This window comes from Hyalangium versicolor, from assembly GCF_020103695.1.
GTDB classification, from domain to species: domain Bacteria; phylum Myxococcota; class Myxococcia; order Myxococcales; family Myxococcaceae; genus Hyalangium; species Hyalangium versicolor.
In genome coordinates this window covers 323,469-336,696 of sequence record NZ_JAHXBF010000009.1, presented here as the reverse complement: position 1 = coordinate 336,696, position 13,228 = coordinate 323,469, and the positions used below count along the sequence as shown (strand labels likewise).

Here is a 13,228-nt window from a genome sequence, read left to right as displayed (position 1 = left end):
CCTAAGGGGCCAGGCTCGCCAGGTACCGGTCCAGCGTCTCCGCGAAGCTGGAGTCGTCGCTGAGGAACGCGAGCCCCACGCCTCCCTTGTACGGATCATCCACCACGTGCACCACCAGCGCCTCGCCCTGGAGCCGATCGCCGTTGGGCAGCCTCACGTCCACCCGGACGATGGAGTCGAGGGGCGGCCGGTGCGCGCTGCGCACGAAGAGGCCTCCGTTGGAGATGTTCGTCGCGTGCTCGCGGACGAAGTCCAGCTCCGTGCGGAACTCCATCTCCAGGTTGACGGGGAAGCGCTTGTAGCGCCGCAGCTCCGGCCCTGAGGGCGGCTGGATGGGTTCGTCTTCCGCCTGGATGGGCTCGTCGACAGCCCCGATGGGCTCGTCGACCGCTTCGGGCTCCACCACCTCGTCCACCGGCTCGATGGCCTCGATGGGCTCTTCGTCACCCTCCACCGGCTCGAGGGCCTCGATGGGCTCGTCGACGGCTTCGGGCGACAGCGGCTCGTCCTCGAGGACGGGGGCCGGGGCTCGGACCGGGGCCTTGGGCTGCGCGGGAGCCGCCGAGGGTGGGGGCACCCGGTTGGCGTGGGGCAGGCCCTGGGGCGGTGCCATCTTCTTCAGGCCGCGCGCGGTGATGCCCTCCAGGTGCTCCTTGAGGGTGCTGGCCGCGGTCCAGTAGTTCTCCGCGGTGACGATGTTGCCGGAGAAGGCGGCGGCGCGGAAGGCATCGCGCTCGGCCTTGGGCAGCTTCCACATCTCGACGAGGGTGCCCTTGCTCTGCTTGATTTCCCAGGCGAACCGGTCCATCTCGAGCCGGGGGAAGTCGGACATCTCCAGCTTCAGCTCGAGGTTGGCCTCGTTTTCGCGCAGGGCGATGATGATCTCGACGGGCTGCGTCGACGGCAGCAGCTCATCGATGGCCTCCACGATGCCGGCCACATGGCCGGGGATGGCGGAGGCGTTCCACAAGGCTGCGAGACTGAAGGTAGCCACGGCCTGGGAACATACCCGAGCTACTTCGGACCTCCACATCTCGGCGTGGAAAGTTGAGCCAACCTGTCAGGGAGTGGGCGGCGGCACCCTCCTCACACGGCTGTAGCATTGACTCCCGGAAGGGAACACATCCCTCACGGGGCGTGGAAAAGGAGGGGGGGCTTGCTGATCAGGAAGGAGTCCGTGTCCCTCACCGGACGGGTCGCAGGCCCGTGGGCGCGGTGTCCAGGCGGAAGACGGGGTAGAGGTTGAAGCGGGCGTCGTAGGTGGGGTGGCGCTCGTAGAAGAAGCGCAGGCGGGCGCGCGGATCCGCGGCGAAGGCCGGATCCTTGAGCCGAGCCTCCCAGGCGGCCTTCACCGTGGCGTCTTTGGCGAGCAGCTCGCGGGCGTAGGGCTCCAGCACGTACTCCTCGATGTACTCCTTCTGCTCGAAGTGGGTGTTGAAGAAGCCCCAGGAGAGCAGCGAGTCCGGCCCGTTGGGCTCCAGCAGGTGGGCGATCAGCGTCACGCCAGGCTGGGCCACCGGCACGTAGAGCGAGCCCGCGGTGAGGGTCTGCTTCTCCGACTTCCACTCGCCCTTCACGGTGAGGTTCTGGTGGCCCTCGTAGGACTGCGGCGAGAACTTCGCCTCAGTGGCGCGGAAGGCTCCCACGTCCGTCGCGGGGAGTTCCTTGTCCAGCCGCTGGAAGCGCACGCCGTGGGCGCGCAGTTTGGCCTCCACCCACGCGGCGTGCGCCGCGGGAATCACGTAGCCGGCCTTGGGCAGCGGCACCGTGAAGTCGGGCACCACCTCATCGAAGAGTGGCACCTTCCACACCTGCGGCTTCGTGTCGTCGTAGCGCACCACCTTCTGGTTGGAGATGGGCGAGGGCTCGAAGGTGTAGGCGTAGCCCCGGAAGTCGATGGGGTGGTTCTTGTCGGTGTGCTTGTAGGCGAGCGTCACCTCGCGCACCTGTCCGGCCTCGGTGGCCGTGTCCACCGACTTCACCGCGGCCTGCATGGCTGCGCCGTTGCTCGCCACGAAGCGCAGCGAGTCCTCCAGCACATCGCGCGTGGTCTTCACTCGGTGGGCATAGGGCCTCCACGAGTGCGTCTCCACCAGCATCCCGAAGCGGCCGTTCGCGGCCCAGTAGTTCTGCGCGAAGCGGGGCGGCGCCACTCCCTCGGCGAAACCGGAGGCCGGGTCGTCATCCTTGATGAAGGACGGGTAGAAGGTGACGGGCAGGTGCCCCTGGGTCTGCAACTCCGAGATGAGGGTCTCCTCGAGCTTCTTCCCCAGGGTGCGCAGGGGCTGGGGGCCTCCCCGCAGCGGCTCGATGGTCAGCGAGACGTCGTGCTCGAACTTGGCGCCGTCGGTGACGTGGAGATCGATATAGAAGACCGGGTTCCACGCATGCAGGTAGGTGAGCAGCGCCACCATCTCGGGCGCATCCGCCTTCACGTAGTCCCGGTTGAGGTTGTAGTTCTGGGCGGTGACGCGCCAGCCCATCTCCTCGGGGCCCACCTGGTTGGGGCGGTTGTTGGGGCCGAAGCGCTCGTGGCCGTCGATGTTGAAGACGGGGACGAACACGGCCGTCACCTGGCCCAGCACCCCCGGCAGCGTCTTGCCCGAGAGCAGGTCCCTCAGCAGCCAGAAGCCGGCGTCCTTGCCGTCGATCTCTCCGGCGTGGATGCCGCCCTGGAACAGGACGACGGGGCGGCCCTTCTTCGCGTTGGCGGCCGAGGTGAACGTGCCATCCGCGCTGGCGACGAGCGCGAGCATGGGACGGCCCTCGGGGGTGGTGCCGAACGTCTCGCAGCGCACCTTGCCCGGGAAGGACTTGGGGAAGTCGCGGCAGAGGGACTCCACCTCGGCGTAGCGGCCGGTGCGGAGCCAGTTGGAGCGCTCGGCGGTGGTGGTGAGCGGAGCCTGGGTGAGCAGGACGGTGAGCAGGGAGGGCAGGAGCATGATGGCTCCTCACCATACCTGCCCGGTTGGCTCAAGGCTGCCGAACAGTGAGGCTCTCGCCCACGGCGAGCACGTGGAGCTTCTCGCGCGACCAGTTGCGGCGGGTCCACTCCGCGTTCAGGCGCTGCGGCGGCTCGTCGAGCGGCTCATCGGTGAGCTTGAAGGTCCCCCAGTGCATGGCGAGGAAGCGCGAGGCCCCCAGGTCCTCGAAGGCCTGCACGGCCTCCTCGGGGTTCATGTGCTGCTTGCTCATGAACCACGCCGGGTCATACGCGCCGATGGGCAGCATGGCCGCGTCGATGCCCGGGTAGCGGCGGCCGATCTCCTTGAAGCCCTCGAAGTAGGCGGTGTCTCCGGAGTGGTAGAGGCGGGCGCTGGAGCCCTCGATGACGAAGCCGCCCCAGAGCATCTCGTTGGCATCGGCCAGGGCGCGGCGGCTCCAGTGCTGCGAGGGGACATAGTGGATGGTGACCGGCCCCACCTTCGTGGAGCCCCACCAGTCCAGCTCGGTGCACCCCATCTTGCGGCCCCGGAAGAGCTTCGCGTGGCCCAGGCCGGTGACGACGGGGGAGCCGACGGCCTCCAGCGAAGGCATGTCCAGGTGATCGTAGTGGTTGTGCGAGACGAGGCTGGCGGTGATGGGCGGCAGCTTCTCCGGAGGGACGCCCGCGGGCACGTTGCGGCGGATGACGACGTTGATGGAGTCGCGGAGCACCGGATCGATGACCAGGGAGAGGCCGTCGAGCTGCACCAGCCAGCTGGCGTGTCCGAGCCAGGTGAGGCGCGCGCCCTCGCCCGGGGCGGGAGGGGTGGCCAGCATGGCGAGGTCCGGCTCGACGCGGGGCACGGGGGCCCGGTCCGGGGACTTGCGGCGGCGGCCGGTGAGCTTGTCCGTCACCGCCCACTTGAAGACGGTGTCGAAGCCGTGCGGCACACTGCCGTCGAGGTTCTTGAAGCGCGGCGCCATGAAGGCTCTCTCCTGGGGCGGTTCTGGGCCCGTGGGACCCAGTCATGCTCGCCCGGGGCCGGTCAGCGCAAGGGGGGCTCGCGAGCCGCTGGCTGGGAGAGCGGCCAGGTAGGCAGGAGTGGTCAGGGTGCGGCTTCCAGGCGGGGAGAAGAGGTCCCGGGCGGGGCCGCGCCTCGTGGACCCGGTGCTACAGGGGCCGGGAGGGGTTCATCCCGGCACGAGGCCACGCGTGAAGCCCACGTGGCCTCGGGGGTGTGACGCTGTGACTACTGGCAGAGGGTCTTCTCGGCCAGCGCGTTGATGTGGCCCTCGGCATTGCCCGTGAGCGACTCGGCGTAGATGCCGCCGTCGAAGCTGCCATCGCTGAAGTCGAGGTGCGCGTAGGGAGCCAGGACGGTGCCCCAGAAGCCGAAGCCGTGGGCGTTGATGTTCGTGGTGTCGATGAAGTTGAAGAGGATGCCGTGCTGGTCGATGCCGCCGCTGCGCTCGATTCCAAAGCCGGTGAAGGTGGCGGAGGCGCCGCGGATGTTCACGACGGCCAGGGAGCCCGCCGGAGCCTCGATGGAGAAGTACTTGGCGCCGGTGAAGTCGCTGGCGTTGACGTTGAAGACGTTGGTGGCGGCGTCGGTGCCCTTCAGGAACAGGAAGGTGCCGCCCCAGTTCTCGCGGCGGACGTTGCCGTTGGCCGTCAGGGCGCCCAGCTGCGCGGACAGCTGCTTGAGCTCGGTCTCGCGAGCCGCGAAGTCGATGGGCGTGCCCTGGGCCGCCGAGCCGCGCGGGAAGACGACAGAGGGGTCGGTGGTGAAGGTGCCACCGTAGCGGGCATCACCGAAGACGGCGCCACGGGAGAGGGAAAGGTTGCCGCCGGCCACCAGGACGTTGGCGGTGTCACTGGCGTCGAGGTCGCCGCCCACCGAGAAGTTGGTCATGGAGATGTTCCCGCCAGCAGCCACCTTGCCCACGACATCGTGACCACCGGAGTAGTCCTTCAGGAGGAACAGGTTGTAGTCGGCCAGCTTCACCTGGATGCACTCCGGATGCGGGGCCTGCATGCACACCGAGCGGCGGGTGAGCGCGTTGATGTGGCCCTCGGCGTTGCCCGTGAGCGACTTCGCGTAGATGCCGCCGTCGAAGCTGCCATCGCTGAAGGAGACGTGGGCGAAGGGCGCCAGGACGGTGCCCCAGAAACCGAAGCCGTGAGCCTCGATGAGGGTGGTGTCCACGAAGTTGAACAGGACGCCGTGCTGGTCGATGCCACCGCTGAAGGAGATGCCGAAGCCGGTGAAGGTGGCGGAGGCGCCGCGGATGTTGACGACGACGAGGGAGCCCGCCGGGGCCTCGATGGAGAAGTACTTGGCACCGGTGAAGTCGCTGGCGTTGACGTCGACGATGTTGGTGGCGGCGTCGGTGCCCTTCAGGAAGATGCCGCCCCAGCTCTCACGGCGGGTGGTGCCGTTGGCCGGCAGGGCGCCCAGCTGCGCGGACATCTGCTTGATCTGGGTGGCACGGGCCGCGAAGTCGACGGGGGTGCCCTGGGCCGCCGAGCCGCGCGGGAAGACGACGGAGGGGTCGGTGGTAAAGGTGCCGCCGTAGCGGGCATCACCGAAGATGGCGCCACGGGAAACGGAGAGGTTGCCACCAGCCACCAGAACGTTGGCGGTGTCGCTCGGGTCCAGGCCGCCGCCCACGGAGAAGTCGGTCATGGAGAGGTTGCCACCGACGGCCACCTTGCCCACCACATCGTGTCCGCCGGAGTAGTTCTCCAGGAGGAACAGGTTGTAATCGGTCAGGTTCACATCGATGCACCCGGACTCCGTTGCACTCACCGGCGCGGATGTGGTCCGCGGGGACTCGGAGGGGGTCTGCTCTGCCACATCACCACAGGCGGTCAGCAGAGCGAGCGAAACAAACAGAAAATTCCGCCCAGAATTCCAGAGGTTATCAATATGGCTGTTCATGTGAGCGCTCCCTCCCCAAAGTCGGATCACCACTGCCGAGGTGGGTATCTTTTACCCAAGGTGTGCGAAAGAGCGCAAGCCGAATTCGGTCACAAATGCATTTTTACCGTGATTCTTGAATATTGAGACTTGAGAGCGAAAGTCCTCACACGTAGAGGAGCGCCGGTGGCCCCTCCTTCTGGAATCACCCGCAAGCTGCTGTTCGCCTTTGGAGCGCTGGTGGCGCTGTTCGCCGCCGCGTCCCTGTTCGCGCTGGGGCGGCTGACGGAGATCCATGACGGTTCGCACGCCCTGCAGACGGCCAGCAACCGGGTGCGCACCTCGCTGGAGCTCGCCACGGCCGTGAGGGACGAGTACGCCCACCTGGCGCACACCATCATCCTGGGCAACGACAGCCATGCCCGCTTTCACGCGGAGGCGCGGGCCCGCGTGGAAGCGCTCACCCACCGGCTTCAGGAGCAGGCCCAGGACGCCGAGGAGCGGGCCTGGGTGGGAGACATCCAGCAGTCTGGAGATGCGCTGGACCGGCTCTACCGGGAGACGCTGCTGCCCGCCGTGGTGGCCCAGGATCATGCCGCGGTGACGGCCGCCCACGGGCGGGCGCTGGAGCTCGTGGCCCTCATCCAGGCCCGAGCGGATGCGTTGGGCCGGAGGTTCGATGCGTCCATCGGCTCGTTCGCCGAGCACGTGGGCGCGGTGGAGCACACGAGTTTCCAGTGGGTGCTGCTGTTCCTCGGTGGGGCCACGCTGTTCGCCGCGGGCGTGGGGCTCTACATCGGAAACTCCGTGGCGCGGCCCGTGGCCCGGCTGACCGAGGGTGCCTCGCGGCTGGCGCGGGGAGAGCTGGACACCCGCATCCCCGAGGGCGAGCCGGATGAGTTCGGCCGGCTGGCGGCCCAATTCAACCGGATGACGGAGGCGCTGCGAGCGCACCAGGAGCAGCTCGTCCAGCACGAGAAGCTCGCGGGCATCGGCCGACTGGCGGCGGGCGTGGCGCATGAGATCAACAACCCGCTCGGCGTCATCCTCGGCTATGTGCGGTTGTTGCAGCGCAAGGCGGAGGGCTCGCTCGCGGAGGATCTCAAGGTGGTGGAGGAGGAGGCTGTCCGCTGCCAGGAGATCGTCGAGGGGCTTCTGGACTTGTCCCGGCCGGGACGGGTGGCGGTGGAGGCGGTGGCGCTGCGCGAGGTCTGCGATGAAGTCATTGCCCGGCTCCAGGAGGCCGCGAGGCTGGGAGACGTGGAGGTGCGCGTGGAGGGAGATGCTTCCGCACGGGCCCACCCGCAGCGGGTGCGGCAGGTGCTCTTCAACCTGGTGAAGAACGCCGCCGAGGCCGCGGGCCCTGGAGGCCACGTGGCCGTGCGCATCGAGGGTCGCACGGACGGAGGCGCGAGCGTGGCGGTGTCGGACTCGGGGCCGGGGGTGAAGCCGGAGGACCGGCCGAGGCTGTTCGAGCCCTTCTTCACGACGAAGACTTCGGGCACGGGGCTGGGGCTCGCGGTGAGCCAGGCCATCGCGCACGCGCACGGTGGGCGCATCGAGGCTGACACCGGGCCGCTGGGTGGGGCGCGCTTCACGCTGCTCCTGCCGCCGGCCAGGGAGGGCGCATGAGCGACGCCAGCAAGCCGAGCGTCCTGGTGGTGGACGACAAGGAGAACATGCTCAAGCTGTTCTCGCGCATCCTCGGAGACGCCTACGCGGTGACGACGGCGGGGGACGGGGAGCGGGCGCTGGTGCTGGTGGCCTCGCGCGAGTTCGATGTGGTGGTGACGGACATCCAGATGCCGGGCGCGGACGGCTTCGCGGTGCTGCGCGAGGTGAAGAGGCGCGCACCGGCCACGGAGGTGGTGCTCGTCACGGCGTACGCCAGCATCCCCAAGGCGGTGGAGGCCATGCGCGAGGGCGCGTACGACTACCTGGCCAAGCCGTTCGATCCAGATGAGGTGGCGCTGGTGGTGGCGCGGGCGCTGGAGCGGCGCAGGCAGCGGCGGGAGGCGGAGGGTCTGAAGGAGCGGCTGGCCACGGCGCCGGACTTCCACGGGCTGCTGGGCACCAGCGCGGCGATGCGGCAGACGTGCGCGCTGCTGTCCCAGGGCGCGGCGCGCGACTTCACGGTGCTGCTCACGGGAGAGACGGGTACGGGCAAGGAACTGGCGGCACGCTCCGTCCACGCCGAGAGCCCCCGGTGCGGCGGCTCCTTCGTGGCGGTGAACTGCGGCGCCCTGCCTGCGGACCTGGTGGAGAGCGAGCTGTTCGGGCACGCGAAGGGTGCCTTTACGGGTGCCACGGTGGCCAAGGCCGGACTCTTCGAGGAGGCCCATGGTGGCACGCTCTTCCTGGACGAGGTGGGTGATCTGCCCGCGCCGATGCAGGTGAAGCTCAACCGCGCGCTGCAGGAGAAGGAGGTGCGGCGCGTGGGCACCACCCAGCCGGTGAGGGTGGACGTGCGCGTGGTGGCGGCCACGCACCGGGAGCTCCAGGCCGAGGTGTCTGCGGGGCGCTTCCGAGAGGACCTCTACTACCGGCTCAACGTCTTCACCGTCCGCATGCCGGCCCTGCGCGAGCGTCGAGAGGACATCCCCCTGCTGGCGATGCACTTCCTGTCCAGGGCCGGACGCGCGCTGGAGGGCTTCACTCCCGAGGCGCTGCGAGCGCTTACCGGCTACGCGTGGCCGGGCAACGTGAGGCAGCTCGAGAATGCCGTGGCCCGCGCCGTGGCGGTGACACAGGGCTCGCGCATCCGGCTCGAGGACCTGCCCTCCGAGCTCGCGGGAGCGACGGCCGGAACGCTGCCCACCGAAAGCCTGGCGAAGATGCCGTACCGCGAGGCGGTGGACAGCGCACGCGACGCGGTGTCTCGCGAGTACCTCGTGGCGCTGATGCAGGAGTTCGGCGGCAACGTCACCCATGCGGCCGAGCGAGCCGGCATGGAGCGCGAGAGCCTGCACCGGCTCCTCAAGCGCTACGGTGTCCGCTCGGACGACTTCAAACGCTCGGAATAAAAGGGCTTTTCTGGATGGAGACGTGGGTGAGAGATCATCCCACGTGAAAAAGATTACCTCCGTCATTGAGCACTGGAGATTCTCCCCAGGTGCGCTAGGTCACGCCTCCGCAACGGGAAGGTGTCGTGAATGTCACGGCCTCCCATCGTTTCCCGCGCCCGCCTCCGTGGGCGCCCAGGAGGCTGAATGCTCCAGAAGTTGATGCCCAAGTCCGACGAGTTCTTCGACGACTTCGACGCCCAGTGCGCGGCGACGGTGGAGGGTACGAAGATGCTCTACGCCCTGCTGAGCGACTACCGGGACGTGGCCGCCCGCGTCCAGGCGCTCAAGGATGTGGAGCACAAGGGCGACGAGGTGACGCACACCGCCTTCAACCGCCTGCACCAGCAGTTCATCACCCCGTTCGATCGCACGCAGATCCACTCGCTGCTGTCGCGCATCGACGACGTACTGGATTTCACCAACGCGGCGGCCTCGCGGCTGCACTACTACGAAATCGAGACCAGCCTGCCGGACGCCACGGAATTGGCGCGGCTGCTGGTGCAGAGCGCCGAGAAGGTCCGCGAGGTGGTGGCGGCGCTGCGCCACATCAAGCAGCCGCAGCAGATCCTCGAGGGCTGCCGGGCCATCAAGAAGCTGGAGACGCAGGCGGACGAGGTGCTGCGCGCTGGCGTGGGCCGCCTCTTCAAGAGCGGCGCGGATCCCCTCACAGTCATCAAGTGGAAGGAGATCTACGACATGATCGAGACGGCAACCGACAAGTGCCTCGGCGTGGCGAACGTGATCGAGGGCGTGGTCCTGGAGCACTCCTGAGATGTTGCTCACGGCTGTCATCCTCATCGTCGCGGTTGCGCTCATCTTCGACTTCATCAACGGCTTCCATGACGCGGCCAACTCCATCGCCACGGTGGTGTCCACGCGGGTGCTGTCGCCGAACCTGGCGGTGGCGTGGGCGGCCTTCTTCAACTTCATCGCGGCGTTCGGCGGTGGGGTGAAGGTGGCCAACACCATGGGCAAGGGCATCATCGACTTCGAGCAGCTGCGCGCCGCGGGCTCGCACGCGGTGCTGATGGTCATCTTCTCCGCGCTGATGGGCGCCATCGCGTGGAACCTGCTGACGTGGTGGTGGGGACTGCCGTCCTCCTCGTCCCACGCGCTCGCCGGAGGGATGATCGGCGCCACGATTCCGGTGCTGGGCTTTCACGGCTTGGTGGGCTCGGGCATCGCGAAGATCGCCGCCTTCATCGTGCTCTCGCCGGTGATGGGGGTGCTGCTCGGAACCTTGATGATGCTGGCGAGCACCTGGGCCGTGCACCGCCAGACTCCCCTCAAGGTGGACACGTGGTTCCGGCGGCTTCAGCTGGTCTCCTCGGCCATCTTCTCGTTCAGCCACGGGACCAACGACGCTCAGAAGGTGATGGGCATCATCGCCGTGGTGCTGTTCGGCACCATCTGGAAGGAGCGGGAGTTCCACATCGACACGTGGATGATCCTCTCCTGCCACGCGGCCATCGCGCTGGGGACCTTCTTTGGCGGCTGGCGCATCATCAAGACGATGGGCCACAGCCTGACGAAGCTGGCGCCCATCGGCGGCTTCAGCGCGGAGACGGGTGGCGGTGTCACCATCATCTTCCTGGCGAAGCTGGGCATCCCCGTGTCCACCACGCACACCATCACCGGCGCGATTGTGGGCGTGGGCTCCACGAAGGGCTGGCGCGCGGTGAAGTGGGGCGTGGCTGGCCGCATCATCTGGGCCTGGGTGTTCACCATCCCCGCCGCCGCGCTGGTGGCCCTGCTCGTCTACGGGCTCACCTGGGTGGTGCTGAGGGCGGTGGGGTAGGAAGGGTCCCGCGGTGCGCTCTGGCAGTGTTCCCGGAGGCGGCTCCGGGGCTCTGCCAGGGTCAGGCCTTCGTGTCGGCGATGGCCACGAGCCGCTCGTGCAGGATGAAGATCATCAAGGCGCAGAAGGCAATCACCGGCCCGATTGCGTCGAGCCCGAAGCGCTCACTCGCGATTCCCGCGAGGCTCGGGAGCACCGCCACCCCCAGCGTCGCGGCGCTCACCTGGAAGCCCACCGCGTGCGGCGCCGTCTGCTCTCCCACGCGCCGAGGAGTCTCCGCCATGAGCCCCGGGTAGATGGAGGCCAGGGAGAACGACAGCAGCGGCAGCGCGATGGCTCCGAAGGACAGCCCCGGGATGGCGAAGAAGGCCGCGGAGAGCAGCGCGCCCAGCATGGCCAGCCGGAGCATCCGCACCGTTCCCACCCGCTCGACCACGAAGCCCAGCACGAGCCGTCCCGCGAGCAGGCCGCCCCAGTACACGGCGACCCAGGTGCCTGCGGCGGGAGCGCTGAGTCCGCGTCCCTCCTTGAGGATGGTGTAGCTCCACTGGCCCGCGGAGACCTCGATGCCCGTGTAGAAGAAGAAGATGGCGATCTGCAGCCACACCCGGCCACTGCGCAGCGCGGACCACGTGCCGACCGGCGGCGAGTCCTGCTGGACGGGGCCCACGTTGCCGGGCGCATCCACCACGACCTCGGTTGCGGGCTGCCCCGCGTCCCACCGCCGCTTCGCCACGGTGAAGGCCAGCGCCAGGGCCGCGAGAGAGAATCCCACCACCGCATAGCCCACCCGCCATGAGGCTCCCCGGCTGAGCACCGACGTCATGATCGCGGGGCCCGTCGTGGCACCCAGTGCATACGCGGCATGGAGCCACGACATGTGCCTGGGGCTGAAGTTGCGAGCCGCGTACGTATTGAGCGCCGCGTCGATGGCCCCGGAGCCGAACCCCATGAACGGCGTCACGAGGAGGATGACGAAGAAGGCCGGCGCGGCGGCGAACCCGAGGACCCCCGCGGACACGAGCGCGGTGCTCGCCGCCAGCAACAGGCCAATGCCCACGCGCGTGATCAATTTGCCCGCGAGCAACCCCGAGAAGAAGTACGTGGCCGCGCCGACGGCCAGGGGTGCACCGAGCAGGGCTTGAGGCAGCTGGAAGGTGTCCCGCAGGGACGGCCACGCGACGCCGAGCACCGCGTCCGGCAGGCCGAGGCTGACGAAGGCCAGGTAGGCGAGGATGAGGAGGGCGGTTGCTGGGGGGCGGGGCGTCGAGGTGTTCATGCGTCTCTTGCGAGGCAGCCCGCCAAAGAGACGGGGAGCACCCGGGGTGGCCCGAGTGCTCCGCCTTCTACTTCAATCCCTGCTCACACAGGCACTTCTCTGGCACGCAGGTGCCCGTGGGACGACATGTCCGCCCGTCTACTGCAGGATGCCGATGGTGTCCGAGCCGCCCGCGCCGTACTCGTTGCACCAGTCGCCGCCCCTCGTGGAGACCAGCTTCCCGCCGCTGCACACCGCGAGCGCGTTCGAGGAGATGCCCAGGCGGCTGAGGCAGAAGCTGCCGTCCCAGGGCATGACGCCGCACAGGCTCGTGCCCAGCGAGGGGTAGCAATCCGGGTCATTGCCATCGGCCCGGGAGTCCCCCTCGTTGTCGAGGCCATCCTGGCAGGCCGCCTCCGAGAGGACACCCTTGTAGAGCTCGCGCCCCTCCGTGAGCGCCCACACCTCGTAGGGAGAGGCGGCGCTCACGTCGCGAACCAACTTGGAGAGTGTCCCAGCCTTGATCGGGAAGGACGTCAGCGTCAGGGGGCTCCCATGCGAGAAGTTCACGTGCCCTCCGATGAGGACGAACCACCGGTCCTTCACCTTGGTCGCCTCCGCTGCGCCGAGGAAGGTGGCCTCGTACGTCCACTTCTTCGTGGAGTAGTCGTAGCTGTACGCGCTGCCATCCGTGTTGAGCCCGAGCGCCTTGTAGCTGGAGGGGTGTAGGTAGGAGCCGATGTGCCCGAGGGTTGGCACAGTCCCCCGGTACGTCCACGCCGTGTCGCTCCCCCCTTCGTGGTTCTCGTAGAAGCTCTTGTCCTCGTTGAGTGCCCAGACCCAGCTATCGCCCGAGCAGCCGATGTCTCGCGCCGCCGAGGGATAGCCTTTGTAGACCCAGCCGTTGTCGGTTCCGTTGCCCCTATGCAGGGTGGCATCGTCGTTGAGCGCGTAGATGGTGTCGTAGTCGCAGACGGCGATCCGGCTGGCGGCATAGGGCGTGCCCACCTTGGTCCAGGTCGCGGTGATGCCGTTGACGGTGAGCGCCTCGCTCGTCGTAGCCAGCTCCGTCTCGGTGGGGGCGGAGTCCTCGAACTCGCCCTCGACGCCTCCACACCCCAGCAGCAGCGAGGCAGACAGGGTTGCCAGCGCCAGCGGCTGGAAGCGGCTCGTCACGGAAGTCTTCATGGAGGACTGCTCCTGGGTTGGAATGAGGTGTCGAACCCGTTACGCGCGGTGTGGCGAATATTCCTGGGCGTGA

The 13,228-nt window shown here is 68.3% G+C and carries 10 protein-coding genes; 4 read left to right on the top strand and 6 right to left on the bottom strand.

Annotated features, from left to right (window positions below; translation table 11 throughout):
- Position 1 precedes the first annotated feature (1 nt).
- The 4 genes from KY501_RS20725 to KY501_RS20710 form a co-directional block, all read right to left on the bottom strand.
- The gene (locus KY501_RS20725; protein WP_224364940.1) at positions 2–994 is read right to left on the bottom strand and encodes a TIGR02266 family protein; all 993 of its coding nucleotides are present in this window, start codon (positions 992–994) and stop codon (positions 2–4) included.
- A gap of 190 nt (positions 995–1,184) precedes the next feature.
- A complete protein-coding gene (locus KY501_RS20720) occupies positions 1,185–2,942 on the bottom strand; it encodes a M14 family zinc carboxypeptidase (RefSeq protein WP_224364939.1) in 1,758 nt (585 codons plus the stop codon).
- A 31-nt stretch (positions 2,943–2,973) separates the two neighbouring features.
- Complete coding sequence (locus tag KY501_RS20715) at positions 2,974–3,909, bottom strand: MBL fold metallo-hydrolase (RefSeq protein WP_224364938.1); 936 nt, start codon at positions 3,907–3,909, stop codon at positions 2,974–2,976.
- A 266-nt stretch (positions 3,910–4,175) separates the two neighbouring features.
- Positions 4,176–5,705 carry a choice-of-anchor A family protein gene (locus tag KY501_RS20710; protein WP_309242980.1) on the bottom strand — a complete coding sequence of 510 codons (1,530 nt, stop codon included), beginning with the start codon at positions 5,703–5,705 and terminating at the stop codon, positions 4,176–4,178.
- A 327-nt stretch (positions 5,706–6,032) separates the two neighbouring features.
- Here KY501_RS20710 and KY501_RS20705 point away from each other — a divergent pair, with 327 nt between their 5' ends.
- From KY501_RS20705 to KY501_RS20690, 4 genes are all read left to right on the top strand, one after another.
- Complete coding sequence (locus KY501_RS20705) at positions 6,033–7,478, top strand: sensor histidine kinase (RefSeq protein WP_224364937.1); 1,446 nt, start codon at positions 6,033–6,035, stop codon at positions 7,476–7,478.
- Positions 7,475–8,869, top strand: a complete 1,395-nt coding sequence (locus tag KY501_RS20700; protein WP_224364936.1) for a sigma-54-dependent transcriptional regulator — start codon at positions 7,475–7,477, stop codon at positions 8,867–8,869. Before KY501_RS20705 ends, KY501_RS20700 begins: the two co-directional genes overlap by 4 nt.
- A gap of 186 nt (positions 8,870–9,055) precedes the next feature.
- Positions 9,056–9,682, top strand: coding sequence for a DUF47 domain-containing protein (locus tag KY501_RS20695; protein WP_224364935.1), 627 nt, complete (start codon positions 9,056–9,058; stop codon positions 9,680–9,682).
- A gap of 1 nt (position 9,683) precedes the next feature.
- Positions 9,684–10,709 carry an inorganic phosphate transporter gene (locus KY501_RS20690; RefSeq protein WP_224364934.1) on the top strand — a complete coding sequence of 342 codons (1,026 nt, stop codon included), beginning with the start codon at positions 9,684–9,686 and terminating at the stop codon, positions 10,707–10,709.
- 61 nt (positions 10,710–10,770) lie between these two features.
- Here KY501_RS20690 and KY501_RS20685 read toward each other — a convergent pair whose 3' ends face one another.
- Both KY501_RS20685 and KY501_RS20680 read right to left on the bottom strand, forming a co-directional pair.
- Positions 10,771–11,988, bottom strand: coding sequence for an MFS transporter (locus KY501_RS20685; RefSeq protein ID WP_224364933.1), 1,218 nt, complete (start codon positions 11,986–11,988; stop codon positions 10,771–10,773).
- Positions 11,989–12,126: 138 nt separating this feature from the next.
- Positions 12,127–13,155: a hypothetical protein gene (locus KY501_RS20680; protein WP_224364932.1), complete on the bottom strand. Its 1,029-nt coding sequence runs from the start codon at positions 13,153–13,155 to the stop codon at positions 12,127–12,129.
- Positions 13,156–13,228: the final 73 nt, after the last annotated feature.

Excerpts from the sequence above, each read along its gene's own strand:
- KY501_RS20700 (WP_224364936.1), top strand. The coding sequence starts at position 7,475 with ATGAGCGACGCCAGCAAGCCGAGCGTCCTGGTGGTGGACGACAAGGAG.
- KY501_RS20685 (WP_224364933.1), bottom strand. The coding sequence starts at position 11,988 with ATGAACACCTCGACGCCCCGCCCCCCAGCAACCGCCCTCCTCATCCTC.
- KY501_RS20680 (WP_224364932.1), bottom strand. The coding sequence starts at position 13,155 with ATGAAGACTTCCGTGACGAGCCGCTTCCAGCCGCTGGCGCTGGCAACC.
- KY501_RS20690 (WP_224364934.1), top strand. The coding sequence starts at position 9,684 with ATGTTGCTCACGGCTGTCATCCTCATCGTCGCGGTTGCGCTCATCTTC.
- KY501_RS20715 (WP_224364938.1), bottom strand. The coding sequence starts at position 3,909 with ATGGCGCCGCGCTTCAAGAACCTCGACGGCAGTGTGCCGCACGGCTTC.
- KY501_RS20720 (WP_224364939.1), bottom strand. The coding sequence starts at position 2,942 with ATGCTCCTGCCCTCCCTGCTCACCGTCCTGCTCACCCAGGCTCCGCTC.
- KY501_RS20695 (WP_224364935.1), top strand. The coding sequence starts at position 9,056 with ATGCTCCAGAAGTTGATGCCCAAGTCCGACGAGTTCTTCGACGACTTC.